The sequence below is a fragment of the Butyrivibrio sp. XPD2002 genome, from assembly GCF_000423945.1.
Lineage (GTDB): Bacteria > Bacillota > Clostridia > Lachnospirales > Lachnospiraceae > Butyrivibrio.
Map to the genome: position 1 here is coordinate 96,623 of NZ_AUIY01000001.1, position 16,819 is coordinate 113,441.

Consider the following 16,819-nt stretch of genomic DNA (forward strand, 5'->3'; position numbering starts at 1 on the left):
TAACATTAATTGAGGCATTAAATCTAAATTAAGGCTGGTTATTTATGGCAGAAAGTGAAGAGAGAGGACCATCCAGGGTTCTTTATTCCAAAGAAGAATTTATTAGCTTGGTTAATGAAAAAGCAGAAAAAGGTGATTTCTCTGCTTCTTTTTGCTGTGTATATTTTGCTGTAAATAATTTCATGCAGTATTACATGAAGTACGGCTTTGATGAAGGCTATCAGGTTATCATGTTTGTATCAAATAAGATAAGAGATGCCTTCCCGGTTGATATTGCCTGCAAATTGGAGGATTCTACCTTTGCGGTTATCACTGATATTGAGGATGTTGATACCTTCATTACAAGAATCCGTAAGGATTTTGATGAAGTCTATATTCATACCAATATGGAGCTGCATGCCGGTATTTATCCCATTGATCCCTATGATAGGAATGCAGAGGAAATAATACTGGATGCTAATATTGCCTGCTACAACGGTGAGTCCAAGGGAGAGGGAATAACTATATATGATAAGGAGCATGTTGATAACAGTATTCTGATGCAGCATTATGTTGTGCATCACCTGGAAACTGCTCTTGAAAACGGCGAGATCGAGGTATATTATCAGCCTATTTTCCATACATATTCAGGTAAGGTATGTGGTCATGAGGCTCTTGCAAGATGGAACAACCCTGAATATGGAGTTCTGATGCCCAAAGATTTTGTACCTGTCCTTGAAAATTCAAAGAAGATATATCTGCTTGATTCCTTTGTTATTAAAAAGGTCTGCGAGGATCAGAGTAAAATTAAGGAGACAACAGGGCTTGATCCTGTTCCTGTTTCCATTAACCTTACAAGAATGGACTTTGAGCTTTGCGATATGCTAAGTCTCCTTGAGGGTGAGATAAAGAAATATAAGCTGTCCAGAAATCTTATTCAGATAGAGATAAGTGAAGCAGAGATCACCATGGACAGAAAGGGCATAATGCGCGAGCTGAAGCGCTTTAAGGAAGCCGGCTTTACTATTATTTTTGATGATTTTGGAAGTGAATATTCATCACTTCATATATTGAATGATATGGCCTTTGATGCTGTTAAGATAAACAGCAGCTTCCTTGAGGGCTATAACTATGACAAGACACCAAGACTTATGATGAAAAATGTCATCAACCTGGTCAAGGAGCTTGGCATACGTACAATGATGGGTAGTGTTGAGGATGAGGAAATTCTTGAGTTCCTAAAGCAGGCAGGCTGTGAGATGACTCAGGGACATCTCTATAGTGAGGCAGTGCCGCTATGGTATTATCCACCCGGCGGATATCCCTTCGAGTATGAGACTGAAGCGGAGAGACATTTTTATAAGGAAATTGGTAATATAAATATCCTTTCACAGACTCCTATTGAAGAAAAGCATATTGATGAGGAGGAGTCGATTTTCCTTAATCAGCTTCCTCTTGCAATACTTGAGCTTGATAACAAGAAAAACTTCAAAGTACTTATGTACAGCAGGGACTTTAATAATATATTTGAGCCGCTGTTTATTGGCGATATCAGATTTATCAATGATCTGCTTGACTCACCAAGGCATTCTCTTGCTAAAAACATTAAGCTCCTTGCACAACAGTGTGTGGATAATGATGAAATCCATGCGATGGAATTTGTTACCAGCAGAGGCTATAACAGACTAATGCTGAGGCAGATAACCACCAATAAGGAAATTGGTAAGACTGCGATTCTTGCGATTGCAGAGACCATGACGGACGATGATCCGGGAGCAAGAGCAGTTCAGCTCAATTCCCATATCAAGTTCCTGTATATGATCTACAACCGTGTTGATATTGTAAATATCGATATGGATACCTTTGAGACCGTATATGAGAATAATGCCAAGTACACCCACAAGATGGGTAAGGGTACATATTCCAGGGCTATTAAGGCCTTCGCAGATGAGGCTATCTATAACGAGGACAGAGAAGCATTCCTTGATTTCTATGATCTTACAACAATTAATGACCGTATCGAGGAATACAGCTTTGACCATCTGACTGACTACTTCAGAACTATAGATGCAGAGGGCGATTACAACTGGCTCATGTATCTGATCATTCCTATTGTCTCTGAGGGCAATAAGATGTTTATCATGTGCGCAAGAAGTATTGATGCGGAGCGCATGAGAAAGCTTCCTGACATAAGTCAGAGCGGATCAGAGTACTATGACATGCCAAGTGATCCTACATTCCTGCTTCTTGCAAGTGATGCCTTTACGCATACCCTTGGATATGGTTCTTTTGAGCAGTTCATCAGGAACACCTTCTATCTTGAGGCTAATCTCAGTACGAAGAAGACGGTGTATATGCATCTTGGACAGAGCGGTCTGATATCTGATTTTGGTGAGACCGGATATATTGAGCTTCCGTTTAAGGAAGTTATGATAAGCATGCTAAATGCCCAGGTTGTTGCCGAGGACAGAGAGAAAATGGTTGAGTTTTTTGATGATGAAAGACTCCTTAAAGCGTACAATGACGGAACAACCTCTGATCATATTGTCTGCCTTGAGATGACTGGTGCCAATGATATGCCAAGATATCAGAATTTCTGCTATCGCATGAGGAAGACAAGACAGGATAATAATATTCATATTTATATTCTTAAATATGATATCGATCAGTTTACGAGAACCAATGAAAGAATAAGATTCCTTGCTGAAAGAGATACCCTCACAGGTCTCTTTAACAGAATGACTATCGGAAGAATGTTTGATGCCTTTGTTAAGGATGAGGAGACGAAGAGCCTTGCGCTCATACTTCTTGACCTTGACTACTTCAAGCATATAAATGACGACTATGGACATGACTGCGGCGATATGGTACTAAAGGACGCAGCCAGAAGAATGCAGGAAAATCTTGGAGATGACTGCTATCCTTCAAGAATCGGTGGAGATGAGTTCCTGGTAGTAATAAGGAATCACTCGACAGAAGAAGTGGACAGGCTGCTTAAACAGTTTTCCGAAGATAATAAGATAGTTGATTACAATGGGGAAGAAGTAAAATTCACAATGTCTGTGGGATATGCTGTATACCCGGAAGACGGAAAAGCGTATAATGAATTATATAGAAACGCAGATAAAGCATTATACTATGTGAAAGAAAACGGAAAGAACAACTATTCAAAGTACGAAGGCTAGCGGAGGTAAGAAGATGTCTGGAAAGTATAATATCTGTCTTGATATTGGTGGAACAAAGATTCTTGGGGCAATTTTTGACGAAAAAAAGGATATAGTTTACAGACTTAAGAAAAAGACTAAGGAAGCAGGTGATGACACTGCCAATGTTGAAAAGATGATAATCAGCGTTGTGCAGGATATGATCGACGAGTCGGGTATCAAAAAGAAGGAAATCAAGGCGATAGCTGCGGGAGCACCCGGAGTTATAGACCAGGGCTCGGGAATCATTCTTACTTCTCCGAATCTTCCCTGGACTGATTATGATATAAAGTCCTCTATTGAAAAGAAGTTCGACATTCCCTTCTACATCGGAAATGATGTAAATGTAGGTGTTCTCGGTGAGTGGAAATACGGAGTTGCAAAGGGCTATAAGAACGTTGTTGGCTTCTTTGTAGGAACCGGAATGGGCGGCGGCCTCATACTTGATGGCAAGATGTTCACCGGTAATAAGTATAAAGCAGCTGAATACGGACACATGATCCTTGATCCCGAGGGACCGCTTTGCGGATGCGGACAGAGAGGATGTCTTGAAGCCTTCTCAAGTAAGAAGGGCATGAGCGCGTATATCCTTCAGCAGACAGCAAGAGGCCGCAAGAATATGCTGGCTGAATCTATTGAAAACGGCGTATTTAAGAGTAAGAACCTAAAGAAGGCTCTTGCTGCAAAAGATACAGTAACTCTTGAGGCTGTTGACAGAGCCTGCCACTATCTTGCAATTGCTACAGGTAACATGATAAATACCATAAGTCCTGACATTGTTGTTTATGGCGGCGGCGTTATGGAAGCGGTCGGCGATCTTTTCATGGAGAAGATACTTGCAGAGGTAGACAGATACTGCATGCCTTCCATCAGAAAAACCGTTGAACTTAAGAAGGCAGCCCTCGGAGATGACTCCAATATCTACGGAGCCCTTGCCATGATTGAGGATATGTGATACGGAATTTAAAAAATCGTGAATTTACAAGTATTTTTACGATGATATATTAGCTGATTTGTTATATAATAAGACTTGTTGCGGATCTGTGTATGCAGAATGACAACAAGTCTTTTTTATTCAAAGGAGAATCCTGATGAAAGTAAATATTAAAAAGCTGAGCGATACAGCTACATTGCCTACAAGAGGAAGTGCTGCAGCTGCCGGCTATGATCTTTATGCGAATGTCAGTGAGGATACAAAGATAGCACCTCACACAACACAGAAGATAGGAACAGGACTTGCAATGGAAATTCCGGATGGCTACTTTGGGGGAATTTATGCAAGAAGCGGTATTGCAACAAAGGAAGGACTTCGTCCTGCTAACTGCGTTGGTGTAGTGGATTCCGATTATCGCGGAGAGATAATTGTTGCAGTTCATAATGACTCAGATATTGAGAGAGTTATAACTCCTGCAGAGAGAATTGCGCAGATCATTATCCAGCCGTATTTATCAGTGGAATTTGAAGAAGCAGATGAGCTTGCAGAATCAGAAAGAGGAGCAGGCGGATTCGGTTCAACAGGTAAACAATAAGCACATTGTTACTGGCAAAAGTGCTATAATTAATTTTGGATGTTATTCATTATGCCATAGATGAGGAGGATTACTATGAACAACAAGCTTTACAAACTTATGAACTGGCCTGAGATTGAAGAAATAATATATTCTGACGGGGATGATCCTCATCGAATCCTTGGTGCTCATAAGGTGGGCTCCAATCTGTTAATTCAGACATTTTATCCAATGGCGGTTGAAATAGAAGTTGTTCCGGATTCAGGAACAAAGAAGTATAAGATGGAACTTGCTGATGAAGCAGGCTTTTATGCTGCTCTTGTTCCCTATAAGGAGAACTTCAAATATAAATACAGAATAAAACTTGAGAACGGCGACGTTAAGGAGATCATAGATCCTTACAATTTCTCTGCGAGAATGGATCGTGAGGACTTTATCAAGTTTAACAGCGGCATTCATTATTCTATTCATGAAAAGCTTGGCGCTCATATTATTGAGCTTGATGGCGTTAAGGGCTGCGCCTTTGCGGTTTGGGCTCCCGATGCTGCCAGAGTAAGCGTAATCGGCGACTTTAATGACTGGGATGGCAGAGTAAATCAGATGCAGCGTGTTGATCACGACGGCATTTTTGAGATATTCATTCCTGAGGCAAAGGCCGGTGACGGATATCAGTATGAGATCAAGACAAAGGGCGGCGTAATCTTTAAGAGACCCGATCCCTTTGGCTATGCATTTAAGGATAAGGAGAACGAGGTTTCACAGGTTACTCCTATAGACGATATCAAGTGGACTGATGCTGCATGGATAAAGAACCGTGCAAAGTTCAACAGAGATACGGATGCGCTTTCAATCTGCGAGCTTTCACTTGATTCCTTTGCTGCAAGACATCAGAATCATATTCCTGATTACGAGGAGCTCGCTCATGAAATCCTTCAGTATGTTCAGGATCATGGCTTTAATACAATCGAGCTTAAGCCTATTATGGAGCACATTCCGGGACATCCGTTCCATATAAATGGATTCTTCTCAATTCAGAAGAGATACGGTTCTCCTGCAGGCTTTAAGAAGTTCGTTAATATCATGCATGAAGCAGGCATAAGAGTAATCATGGACTTTGTTACAACCTTCTTCCCCAAGCTTCAGTGCGGACTTAATGCCTTTGACGGACAGGCTCTTTATGAGTATCCCGATCCGAGAATGGGCGTACATCCCAGAACCGGCGATCTGATATTTGACTTTGGAAGAAAACAGGTTACCAATTTCCTTATTTCAAGTGCTTTATTCTGGGTTGAGACATTCCACCTGGATGGTCTAAGGGTAGCTGATATTGCCAAGATCCTTTATCTTGATTACGACAGAAAGCCCGGACAGTGGGTTCCTAATATTTACGGCGGTAATGAAAACCTTGAGGCTAAGGATTTCCTTTGCAACTTCAACGCTGTTTTAAAGACAACCTATCCCGGCGTACTTACACTTACAAAGGAGACCTCCTGCTGGCCCAGAGTTACAGGAGAGCTTGATGATGGCGGTCTTGGATTTGACTATAAGTGGAACAATGGATGGACCAAGGACTTCCTTGATTATATCCAGAATGATCCGCTGTTTAGATCAGGTAACCACAACGAGCTTACATTCTCCCTTGTATATTGCTACACAGAGAGATTTGTTCTTGCATTTACCCATGAGGAAATCGGAAAAGGCTTAGAGGGACTTTATGACCTTATGCCCGGTGATTCAGCTCAGAAGATGGCTGGCGTAAGACTTGCAATTTCTTATCTTATGACACATCCCGGCAAGAAGATGATCTATATGGATCCCAATGAGCTCAGCATAGATAATGCTGTTTTCCTTGAGAACATGATCCATTCACTTAATGAGATATATTACAACAGACCTGCTCTTCATAAGATCGATGTAAATGACAGTGGCTTCGAGTGGATTAACAGTATGGCTGCTGAAGAGTGTATGATGTCCTTTATGAGAAAGGGCGAGAAGGATGAAGACCTTCTTGTAGTTGTTGTTAATATGGCCGGTGTGGACAGAACCTTTGAGGTTGGTGTTCCTGCCGATGGTAAATATTATGAGATATTTAACTCAGATGATACCTGCTATGGCGGAAGCGGAATAGTTAATCCCGGAAGGATTGAGGCCAGCTTTAACGAGGCTGACGGTAGACCTTATTCAATTCCGATCAAGGTTGCTTCATCATCCCTTGCAATCTTCTCATACACTCCTTACACAACACAGGAGAAGAAGATCAGAAAGATCCGCGAAGAGGAAGCAAACAACAAGATGCAGGAGCGCGAGAAGACCTTAAGAGAGCTGAAGAACAGACAGGAAAAGGAAGAGGCAGAGCTTTTAAGAGAGCTTCATGAGCGCTATGAGAAGGAGCTTGCAGCTCAGGAGGAGGCTATCGAAAAGAAGTACGAGCAGATTGAGGAAGAGCGTATTTCAAGCATAGTTTCTGAAGCAGCCCTTAAGTCTATTTCAGGTAAAAAGACTGTTGCTAAGAAGACTGCAACAAAGAAGGCTGCTGCTTCAAAGGCTTCAGGCAAAACAGGAACAGCTAAGAAGGCTGCAAAAACCACAACAAAAAAGACTACTGCGAAAAGGACAGTAAATAAGACAGAAAAGAAGGAAGACAATAAATAATGAATATGATGTTACCGCCCATGCTGCTTACTGCTACTGCTGAAACTGCTATCGAGACTTTGGCGGAGGTAACAGGAAACGAAAACTTAAAACCGGGAGTAATCCAGAATTATCTTAAGGACCTCCCGGATAAGGCTTTCGCCCTTTTGGTGAAGGTCGTTTTTGCCATCATTGTCATTGTAATAATGTGGCAGGCCATAAAGGCTATAACTAATCTGGTGGAGAAGTCCTTAAAGAAAACAAAGATTGAGGACGCAACAGCCAAGTTCCTGGCAAGTGTTGTCAAGGTATCGCTTGAGGTATTCCTTGCATTCTCCATAGCTGCCGGCTTTGGAATGGATACGGCAAGTATAGTAGCACTCCTTGGTTCTGCCGGTGTTGCTATCGGTCTTGCCGTACAGGGAACACTTTCAGATTTTGCAGGTGGTATTCTTATCCTTCTTGCAAAACCCTTCAGAGTAGGTGATTACATTGTTGTTAATGGGGCAGGAATTGAAGGCTCTGTCACTGAGATAGCTCTTATCAATACCAGAATGCTCACAGCTGATTACAGAAGAATCGTTGTTCCTAACGGCGCGCTGGCATCAGCTACCATAACCAACAACAACGGCAACACAATGAGAATCCTTGATACCATGGTAGGAATCTCCTACAGCGCTGATATTGATAAGGCAAGAGCTGTTGCAACAAGAGTGCTTGATGCAAATGAGTTTATCTCCGATAAGTATGAGAAGGTAGTTTACGTTGATGAGCTTGCTGACAGCAGCGTGAACCTCAGAATCAGAGGATGGGTTAAGCCTGCAGACTATGTTAAGGCAAAATGGTCCATGAATGAGGCAATCAAAAAGGCTTTTGATAAGGAAGGGGTTGAGATACCTTTTCCTCAGATGGATGTGCACATGAGATGATAGCTTTTTTGCTTGTCAAAGTCTGGTGTAATAAGTATAATGATATCTGTGCCTTTTAAAGGACACAGATGTTTGCTGGAATAGCGCAGTCGGTAGCGCAACTGATTCGTAATCAGTAGGTCGAGGGTTCAAGTCCCTTTTCCAGCTTATAAGAAGAACCTCACAGTTTCATCTGTGGGGTTTTTGTTTTAACAAAATGAATTCAAAAATTGCTCGATTTCATTCTTGCCAACACTTTAATACTGTGATATGGTAAAGAATATTGTAAAAAATAAACAATAACGTTATAAGGAGAAAACTATGGCGCAGCTGTGGGGTGGAAGGTTTGAAGGAGAGATAAATGAGCTTGCATGGAAGTTCAATGCATCCATTTATTTCGATAAGAGACTTATTAAACAGGATGTTCAGGGCAGCAAGGCTCACGTTACCATGCTTGCCAAGCAGGGCATTATAACTGATGGCGAGAGAGATCAGATAATCAGCGGACTTGACTCCATTATTAAAGATGTAGAGGAAGGAAAGCTCGAGATTACCGATAAATATGAGGATATTCACAGCTTCCTCGAGGCTAATCTGATCGACAGAATCGGTGATGCCGGTAAGAAGATGCACACAGGGAGATCCCGAAATGATCAGGTGGCACTTGATATGCGTCTTTATATCAGAGAGGAAGTAAAGAGTACTGCTGAAGCACTCTATGATATCCTTGATACATTAAATAAGATAATGAAGGATAATCTGGGTACATATATGCCCGGCTTTACACATCTTCAGAAGGCTCAGCCTGTTACTCTGGCTCACCATCTGGGAGCATATTTTGAGATGTTCTACAGAGACTCACAGCGTCTCATGGATGTGTTTACAAGACTGAATTTCTGTCCGCTTGGAAGCGGCGCTCTTGCAGGAACAACCTATCCTCTGGACAGAGACTATACCGCGGAGCTTCTTCATTTTACAGGTCCTACTGCCAACAGTATGGATTCTGTATCTGACAGGGATTATCTGATTGAATTCTTATCAGCCCTTTCAATTATTATGATGCATCTTTCAAGATTTTCAGAGGAAGTAATAATCTGGAATTCCAATGAATATAATTTTGTGACCATAGATGATGCATATTCCACAGGTAGCAGTATTATGCCTCAGAAAAAGAATCCTGATATCGCAGAGCTTGTAAGAGGTAAGACAGGAAGGGTATACGGAGCACTTAATTCACTTCTTGTTACCATGAAGGGAATACCGCTTGCCTATGATAAGGATATGCAGGAGGATAAGGAGGTCAGCTTTGATGCTATCGATACCGTAAAGAACTGTCTTGTTCTTTTCACAGATATGCTTAGAACAATGAAGTTCAATAAGGATCAGATGGCTAAGAGTGCGATAAGAGGATTTACCGACGCAACTGACGCTGCAGATTATCTTGTTAATAAGGGTGTACCTTTTAGGGATGCTCATGGTATTATAGGTAGAATAGTTTTACATTGCCTTGAAAAGGAATGTGGAATTTCTGATCTTACTATCGAAGAGCTTAAGGGATTTGCTCCTGAGTTCGATGAAGATATATATGACGCCATAAGTCTTAAGACCTGTGTTGAAAAGAGACTTACCGTTGGAGCTCCGGGACCTAAGGTTATGGAGAAATCCATCGCAAGAAACGATAAGAGACTCAGGGCTTACTGGACTGGAGTTGAAAGCTTTAAAACGGAGTAATAAAAAATTTATTTATCATATATTAAAGAGGAGATTGAAAAAATGAGCGAGAAATTGAAAGTAGCAATTCTTGGTGCAACAGGTATGGTAGGTCAGAGATTTATTACAATCCTTGACAATCATCCGTGGTTTGAGGTAGCTGTTGTTGCAGCCAGCCCCAGAAGTGCAGGCCAGACCTATGAGGAATCTGTAGGTGACAGATGGAAGATGGAAGTTCCCATGCCTGAGTCTGTTAAGAAGCTTGTAATCAAGGATGTTACAAATGTAGAAGAAGTTACTAAGGATGTTGATTTTGTCCTTTCAGCAGTAAATATGTCCAAGGATGAGATTAAGGCTATCGAGGAAGAGTATGCTAAGACTGAGACTCCTGTAGTTTCAAACAACAGCGCTCACAGATGGACTCCCGATGTTCCTATGATCATTCCGGAGGTTAACCCTCATCACGCAGATGTAATCGAGTTCCAGAAGAAGAGACTTGGTACAACAAAGGGCTTCATCGCTGTTAAGCCTAACTGCTCAATCCAGAGCTATGCACCTGCTCTTTCAGCATGGAAAGAGTTTGAGCCCTACGAAGTAGTAGCTACAACCTACCAGGCTATATCCGGTGCAGGTAAAAACTTTAAGGAGTGGCCCGAAATGGAGGGCAACATCATTCCTTTCATCTCCGGTGAGGAAGAAAAGAGTGAAAAAGAGCCTCTCAGAATCTGGGGACACATTGAAAATGGCGTGATTGTACCTGCTGAAAGCCCGATTATTACATGTCAGTGCATAAGAGTTCCAGTTTTGTATGGACATACGGCCGCAGCTTTTGTAAAATTTAAGAAGAAAGCTACAAAAGAAGAACTTATTAAGTGTCTTGTGAATTTTAGTGGCAAGCCTCAGGAGCTTGGTTTACCCAGTGCTCCCAAGCAGTTTATTCAGTATCTTGAAGAGGATAACCGTCCGCAGGTTTCACTTGATGTCAACTACGAAGGTGGCATGGGTGTAAGCATCGGTCGTCTCCGCGAGGATACAGTATATGACTGGAAGTTTGTTGGCCTTTCTCACAATACACTTAGAGGAGCTGCAGGCGGTGCAGTAGAATGCGCTGAACTCCTCAAGGCACTTGGATACATTGGCAAGAAATAAGTTTACATGATTAGTAATCTGGGGTGAGGAAAATTTATATGGAAAAGACAAAGGTTCAGGAACTAGAAGTACTTAATGGTTACTATAACAGTGGGGACAATCAGATAGTTATAGTCTATGGCCATATTCGTACTGGCAGCGCAAGCGTAATAACCACTTTTGCAGATGATAAAGAGTATCTTTATTATTGCGCATGTTCAGCTTCTGAAAGGCTGCAGCAGTATCTGATTGGCGAAATGATACGTAAGGATGGAAGAGAAATATCAGAGTATCCTTCGTATAAGGAGATAACCGAGGTTATTGAGAACTATGCAAAGGAACTGAACAAGCCGATTGTTGTTTTTATTGAGAATTTTGAGGATATTATAAAAGCTTCTCCAAACTTTATAGAGGAGATAAGCTCTGTAATCTACAGAAGCGGCCATCCTCAGATGATGGTTGTTCTCATGGGCTCTAATGCCGCATGGATTGAGAATAACATGGTTGAGAAGATTGGCGCACAGGCTGCCAATATTTCAGGCTTCCTCAAGATTAAAGCCTATTCATTCCAGGAGATGAGAAGAAGATTCTCAAAAATGAGTGACAGGGATGTTGTTACTTCTTATGCTGTATTTGGAGGTAACGGAAGACTCTGGTCCTATTTTGATGAGAATAAGACCTTCAAACAGAATGTGTGTGAGAAATTCCTGGATGCGCTTAACAGCGTACTCCTTCGAGAAACCTTTAAGATTCTCGAAGAAAACCTCAGAGAGACAGCTGTTTACAATACCATCATGTATGGTCTTGCAAATGGCAAGAATAAGTTAAATGATATTCATCATGCAACAGGCTTCTCCAGAGCAAAGATAATGGTTTATCTAAAGAGCCTTATCGAGCTTGGAATGGTAGAAAAGGTTTATTCCTTTGCTACTACCGGACATGAAAATGTTCAGAAGGGTGTATACAGAATATGTGATCCATTGGCTCATTTCTTCTACAGATTCTTCTACGCACATCTTACTGAGATTATAAGAATGGATTCTGAAGAATTTTATGCAAAATTTATTGAGCCCGGATTGTCAGAATATGTTGCATCCGCTTTCAGAGCTGTCTGCAGGGAGTATGTTGTAAAGCTTGCAGAATACGGAAGATTACCCTTTGTAATTGATGAAGAGGGTGAATGGGTCGGCAAGGTTGATTCCCTTGATATTGTGGCTCAGAGTGAATCCGGTGATACACTTGTTGGTGTATGTTATTGGGATTCCAAGATGGATGTTGATGCGATTGAAAAGGTTAGAAGCTGCTGTAAGAGAGCAAGGGTTAATCCCGATTACTATTACCTCTTCTCTGCCGTAGGATTTGAGGACGGATTAAAGGAGCTCGCAAAAGAAGAAGCGTCCATCAAACTTATAGAATTGGAAGAAATGATGAATGCCTAAAAGCGTTTTTATTGCCGAAAAGCCCAGCGTTGCCAGGGCTTTCGGCGCTGCATTAAAATATAATTTTTCTAATAAAGACGGATATATGGAATCAGAAGAAGCCATCGTCACCTGGTGTGTAGGACACCTGGTGACGATGAGTTATCCTGAGGTGTACGATGAGAAAATGGCCAAATGGTCATTGAACACAATTCCATTTATTCCGTCTCAATTTAAGTACGAAATTATTCCACAGAGTGCTAAGCAGTTCAATATAGTTAAGGGGCTTCTTACACGTGATGATGTGGATACTATATATATTTGCACTGACTCGGGACGTGAAGGAGAATACATTTACAGACTTGTTGATCAGGAAGCCAAGGTAACAGGCAAGGTTAAAAAGAGAGTCTGGATCGATTCACAGACTGAGGACGAAATTCTTAGAGGAATACGTGAAGCCAAGGATGACAGTGAATACGATAACATCGGAGCAGCTGCATATCTGAGGGCTAAGGAAGATTATCTGATGGGTATTAACTTTTCAAGAGCACTGACTCTTAGGTATGGTTATTCCATCAGAACTTTTCTTGGCCTGGATAAATGTGTTGTTGCGGTTGGCCGTGTTATGACCTGCGTGCTCGGTATAGTTGTTGACAGAGAGAGGGAGATAAGGAACTTTGTCAAGACTCCCTTCTACAGAGTGCTTGGAGATTTTGCTATCGGTGAAAAAAGTATATCTGCCGAATGGCGCGTCCAGGAAAAGAGTAAGTATAACGGTTCCTTCGAGCTATATAGTGAGAAGGGCTTTAAGGAAGAAAAATCAGCCAGGGCTCTTATAGAGTCCTTTGGACAGCTCCCTGTAAAAGGAAAGATACTTCTTCTTGAAAAGAAAAAGGAGACGAAAAATCCTCCGCTTTTATATAACCTTGCGGAGCTGCAAAATGACTGCTCCAAGTTTTTCAAGATAGATCCTAATCAGACACTGGCAATTGCCCAGGAGCTATACGAGAAAAAGCTTACTACTTATCCCAGAACGGACGCCAGAGTACTTAGTACGGCGATCTCTAAGGAGATAGATAAAAATATTAAGGGACTTACAGCCTACGAGCCTGCATCTATATTTGCAAAAGCAATTCTGCAGCATGAATCCTATAAGGATATCGCAAAGACAAGGTATGTAAATGACAAGGCAATTACTGACCACTATGCGATAATTCCTACCGGGCAGGGACTTGGTTCCATAAGCTCGCTTAGTCCAACTGCAGCTAAGGTATATGAGATAATAGTAAGAAGATTTCTTGCTGTATTTTATCCTGCTGCCCAGTATTCAAAGATTAAGATGGAGATGGTAGTGCCCACATTGGATCCTCAGTTTGAGGAGCATTTCTATGCGGGCTTTAAGCTTCTTAGCTCCAAGGGATATCTTCATGTTATGGATTACTCCTTTAGTAAAAAGAAGGAGGAGGAAAACAAGGAAGATACGAAGGACGAAAAGGCTGAAAATGATGCCGAGGATGCAGCAGCAGATGAAGGCCTCTTTGAGGCTCTTTCAAAGCTTAAGAAGGGTGATGAGATCGACCTGACAGCTGCTTCCATTAAGGAGGGTGAGACCACACCTCCTAAGCGATATAACTCAGGAACGCTTATACTTACAATGGAGAATGCAGGTCAGTTTATTGAGGACGAGGAATTAAGATCCCAGATCAAGGGCTCCGGAATAGGCACCAGCGCCACAAGAGCAGGTATCCTTGATAAGCTTGTTAAAAACAGATATTTGGAACTTAATAAAAAGACTCAGATAATCACGCCTACTCAGATGGGTGAGATGATATATGATACGGTTTTCGTGTCCATGAAGCCTATGCTCAATCCTTCTCTTACAGCAAGCTGGGAGAAGGGACTTACCCAGGTTGAGCAGGGTGAGATATCAGAAGATGAGTACATGAAAAAGCTCACGGATTTCATAACGAGAAGAACCAATTATGTTAAGCAGAACGATATGAGATCACATATGCAAAGATTCTTTATGGCATCTGCAGAGTATTACAAAAAGGCACCTGCCAAGAGTAAAGTGGCAAAAAGCAAAAGTAAGAAATCATAAATCCTTCCACTGTAAAAGGTGATGCGACACATAGTGTCAAAAGAGGGAACGAAAGGAAATGATTATGGAAGAATACAGAATTGAAAACTTATATGATTTAAACGAGACAATTGCAGCAGATATTTTCAAGGGAGCTACTTACCCTTGGGAGGTTCTGCCCAAGATCAAGGAATTTATCGTAGAGCTTGGCAAGACACTGCCTGCTGATAAGTTTGATAAGATCGGTGATGATATCTGGATTGCCAAGAGCGTAAAGTTTTTATCAAGAGAGAACAACTACATTGCAGGTCCCTGCATCATCGATGAGGATGCTGAGATCCGTCCCGGTGCGTTTATCAGAGGAAGTGTTATTGTAGGTAAGGGAGCTGTTGTCGGTAATTCAACAGAGCTTAAGAATGTAATTCTGTTCAACAAGGTGCAGGTTCCTCACTACAACTATGTGGGCGATTCAATCCTTGGCTTTAAGTCCCACATGGGAGCAGGTTCAATCACATCTAACGTTAAGTCAGATAAGAAGCTTGTTGTTGTAAAAAACGGCGCTGATGATAAGGTAGAGACCGGTCTTAAGAAGATGGGAGCAATGCTTGGGGATAACGTAGAGGTTGGCTGCGGAAGTATACTTAATCCGGGAACAGTAATCGGACGTGAGAGCAATATTTATCCGCTTTCTTCTGTAAGAGGCTGCGTTCCTGCAAAGCACATCTACAAGGAAAAGGGCGTTGTTGTTCCGAAAAACGAAGATTAAAAAATAACTATAGAGGGTATAAAAGGGGAAATGAAAAGAGTAGTAGCATTTATAATGACGGGGGCTCTTGTAACATCTCTTACAGGATGCAGTAATATAGTTGATGATACGATAGGTAAGGTTACTAAGGGCATAGATACTATTGGGAGCTCTGTAAACAAGGGAGCTGATGCAATAGGAGAATTTGAAGAAGGACTCGAGGAAAAGCTGGCCGAGAATTCTAAAGAGGCTGAGCTCAAAAAGGAAGCCGAGGTAGATAAAGAAGATAAAGAAACAGATGGAGCTACTGATAATTCTTCGAAAAAAACTTTTTCAGATGATGAAGCAGATAAAAAGGCTGAGAAAAAGAATGATGGCATAATCTCCAAGGCCTATTCAGATGATTTTCAGCCCTATGTAAGGGCTTATGCCGAAATTATCAAAGCAGAGACTGATAAGAAGATACAGGATGAAGAAGCCGGTAAGGAAAATAAGTATCCCTATGACTCATATTATTTATATGACATAGATAAGGACGACATGCCGGAGCTTATTCTCAGCTACGGAGTTCTTGATGAAGCCTATATGGATAGTGACTACAAAGGCGTTATCTATACAATGGATGGCGACAATGCGGTTGTTCTCGATGATGACTTTGATCTCTCACTGACTGATCTGTACACAGACCCCGGTGAAAACGGAATGCTCTGCTACAGATATACAGCTAAGGAAGCTGTATGCTACAGAATCTCATATCAGAACGGACAGAGGATTGAGGAAGAGCTGCATAGAGAACATGCAGAAGGTACAGAGAGCTACTTTAAAAGAGCACGCTATAAAAGTCCCTGGGATATAGTTACGGGTTCATACGAATTAGCACACTGCAGATATAACATGACACTTCCTCTTGAGATGTATGATGAGATAATGAGCTACATAAGTGGTAACAGGGGCGAGATTAAAGCTGCAAGTTACCCCTTCGATGATGTAAACTTTTTTGAAAAGGTCATTACTGATAATCAGGAGATATATCTTTATAAGGGTGACAAGTTTACACTGGATCAGGGACAGATTACCTTTAATAATATTTTTACAAGTGATGTATTAAAGAATTCTTCAGGTAGCAACATAAAGCTTGTTGATAAGAAATATGCTGATATAAATCAGGATGGTAAGTACGAATGCATATTATATATTAAAACAGAATTTGCATCTGGTAGCCGCGATATAAGGCTTGTACTTACTGAACAGAATGGGGAAGTTTATGCATATTCCTTCTTTTATCCCTGTGAAGACAGTATAACGGAATATGGCGAATTTACTTACAGGCGTGATCAGAAGTCTTTATATACAAGAGCTATTTTTGAAGGTGATCAGGCTATGGAGTTTTATGTACCTGTTGTAGAAAACTAAATTTTAAGCATGTTTTGGCGTTCACTATTTGACGAATACTATATAACAGTATTATAATCATAAAAAGTTTTATGAAATTTTTGCGAGGAGGAAATT

Annotated in this window: 11 protein-coding genes and 1 tRNA gene; all 12 read left to right on the top strand. The window is 41.3% G+C overall.

Going from position 1 to position 16,819, the window contains the following annotated elements; translation table 11 throughout:
- Window positions 1–44: 44 nt before the first annotated feature.
- The 12 genes from G587_RS0100385 to G587_RS0100440 all read left to right on the top strand — a co-directional run bounded on the left by G587_RS0100385 (window position 45) and on the right by G587_RS0100440 (window position 16,723).
- A complete protein-coding gene (locus G587_RS0100385) occupies window positions 45–3,164 on the top strand; it encodes an EAL domain-containing protein (RefSeq protein ID WP_026490604.1) in 3,120 nt (1,039 codons plus the stop codon).
- 13 nt (window positions 3,165–3,177) lie between these two features.
- On the top strand, window positions 3,178–4,137 hold the full coding sequence (locus G587_RS0100390; protein WP_026490605.1) for an ROK family protein: 960 nt from the start codon (window positions 3,178–3,180) through the stop codon (window positions 4,135–4,137).
- A gap of 136 nt (window positions 4,138–4,273) precedes the next feature.
- Entirely contained in the window at window positions 4,274–4,711 is a 438-nt protein-coding gene (gene dut, locus G587_RS0100395) for a dUTP diphosphatase (protein ID WP_026490606.1), read from the top strand.
- A 75-nt stretch (window positions 4,712–4,786) separates the two neighbouring features.
- Complete coding sequence (glgB, locus tag G587_RS20755; RefSeq protein WP_051200453.1) at window positions 4,787–7,342, top strand: 1,4-alpha-glucan branching protein GlgB; 2,556 nt, start codon at window positions 4,787–4,789, stop codon at window positions 7,340–7,342.
- Window positions 7,342–8,250: a mechanosensitive ion channel family protein gene (locus G587_RS0100405; protein WP_051200456.1), complete on the top strand. Its 909-nt coding sequence runs from the start codon at window positions 7,342–7,344 to the stop codon at window positions 8,248–8,250. The genes glgB and G587_RS0100405 overlap by 1 nt, the downstream gene beginning before the upstream one ends.
- A gap of 74 nt (window positions 8,251–8,324) precedes the next feature.
- A tRNA-Thr gene (locus tag G587_RS0100410) sits at window positions 8,325–8,397 on the top strand.
- 153 nt (window positions 8,398–8,550) lie between these two features.
- A complete protein-coding gene (gene argH / locus G587_RS20760) occupies window positions 8,551–9,960 on the top strand; it encodes an argininosuccinate lyase (protein ID WP_035785229.1) in 1,410 nt (469 codons plus the stop codon).
- A gap of 42 nt (window positions 9,961–10,002) precedes the next feature.
- Window positions 10,003–11,088, top strand: coding sequence for an aspartate-semialdehyde dehydrogenase (gene asd / locus G587_RS0100420; protein WP_026490608.1), 1,086 nt, complete (start codon window positions 10,003–10,005; stop codon window positions 11,086–11,088).
- 38 nt (window positions 11,089–11,126) lie between these two features.
- The gene (locus tag G587_RS0100425; protein ID WP_026490609.1) at window positions 11,127–12,506 is read left to right on the top strand and encodes an ATP-binding protein; all 1,380 of its coding nucleotides are present in this window, start codon (window positions 11,127–11,129) and stop codon (window positions 12,504–12,506) included.
- Window positions 12,499–14,586, top strand: coding sequence for a DNA topoisomerase (locus G587_RS0100430; protein WP_026490610.1), 2,088 nt, complete (start codon window positions 12,499–12,501; stop codon window positions 14,584–14,586). Before G587_RS0100425 ends, G587_RS0100430 begins: the two co-directional genes overlap by 8 nt.
- A 64-nt stretch (window positions 14,587–14,650) precedes the next feature.
- A complete protein-coding gene (locus tag G587_RS0100435) occupies window positions 14,651–15,331 on the top strand; it encodes a UDP-N-acetylglucosamine pyrophosphorylase (protein ID WP_035785367.1) in 681 nt (226 codons plus the stop codon).
- Between the two features lie 30 nt (window positions 15,332–15,361).
- Window positions 15,362–16,723, top strand: a complete 1,362-nt coding sequence (locus G587_RS0100440) for a hypothetical protein (RefSeq protein ID WP_026490612.1) — start codon at window positions 15,362–15,364, stop codon at window positions 16,721–16,723.
- The last annotated feature ends 96 nt before the right edge of the window (window positions 16,724–16,819 follow it).

What these genes read in the sequence shown, in the direction of transcription:
- G587_RS0100385 (WP_026490604.1), top strand. Translation starts at nt 45, where the DNA reads ATGGCAGAAAGTGAAGAGAGAGGACCATCCAGGGTTCTTTATTCCAAA.
- G587_RS0100390 (WP_026490605.1), top strand. Translation starts at nt 3,178, where the DNA reads ATGTCTGGAAAGTATAATATCTGTCTTGATATTGGTGGAACAAAGATT.
- dut (WP_026490606.1), top strand. Translation starts at nt 4,274, where the DNA reads ATGAAAGTAAATATTAAAAAGCTGAGCGATACAGCTACATTGCCTACA.
- glgB (WP_051200453.1), top strand. Translation starts at nt 4,787, where the DNA reads ATGAACAACAAGCTTTACAAACTTATGAACTGGCCTGAGATTGAAGAA.
- G587_RS0100405 (WP_051200456.1), top strand. Translation starts at nt 7,342, where the DNA reads ATGAATATGATGTTACCGCCCATGCTGCTTACTGCTACTGCTGAAACT.
- argH (WP_035785229.1), top strand. Translation starts at nt 8,551, where the DNA reads ATGGCGCAGCTGTGGGGTGGAAGGTTTGAAGGAGAGATAAATGAGCTT.
- asd (WP_026490608.1), top strand. Translation starts at nt 10,003, where the DNA reads ATGAGCGAGAAATTGAAAGTAGCAATTCTTGGTGCAACAGGTATGGTA.
- G587_RS0100425 (WP_026490609.1), top strand. Translation starts at nt 11,127, where the DNA reads ATGGAAAAGACAAAGGTTCAGGAACTAGAAGTACTTAATGGTTACTAT.
- G587_RS0100430 (WP_026490610.1), top strand. Translation starts at nt 12,499, where the DNA reads ATGCCTAAAAGCGTTTTTATTGCCGAAAAGCCCAGCGTTGCCAGGGCT.
- G587_RS0100435 (WP_035785367.1), top strand. Translation starts at nt 14,651, where the DNA reads ATGGAAGAATACAGAATTGAAAACTTATATGATTTAAACGAGACAATT.
- G587_RS0100440 (WP_026490612.1), top strand. Translation starts at nt 15,362, where the DNA reads ATGAAAAGAGTAGTAGCATTTATAATGACGGGGGCTCTTGTAACATCT.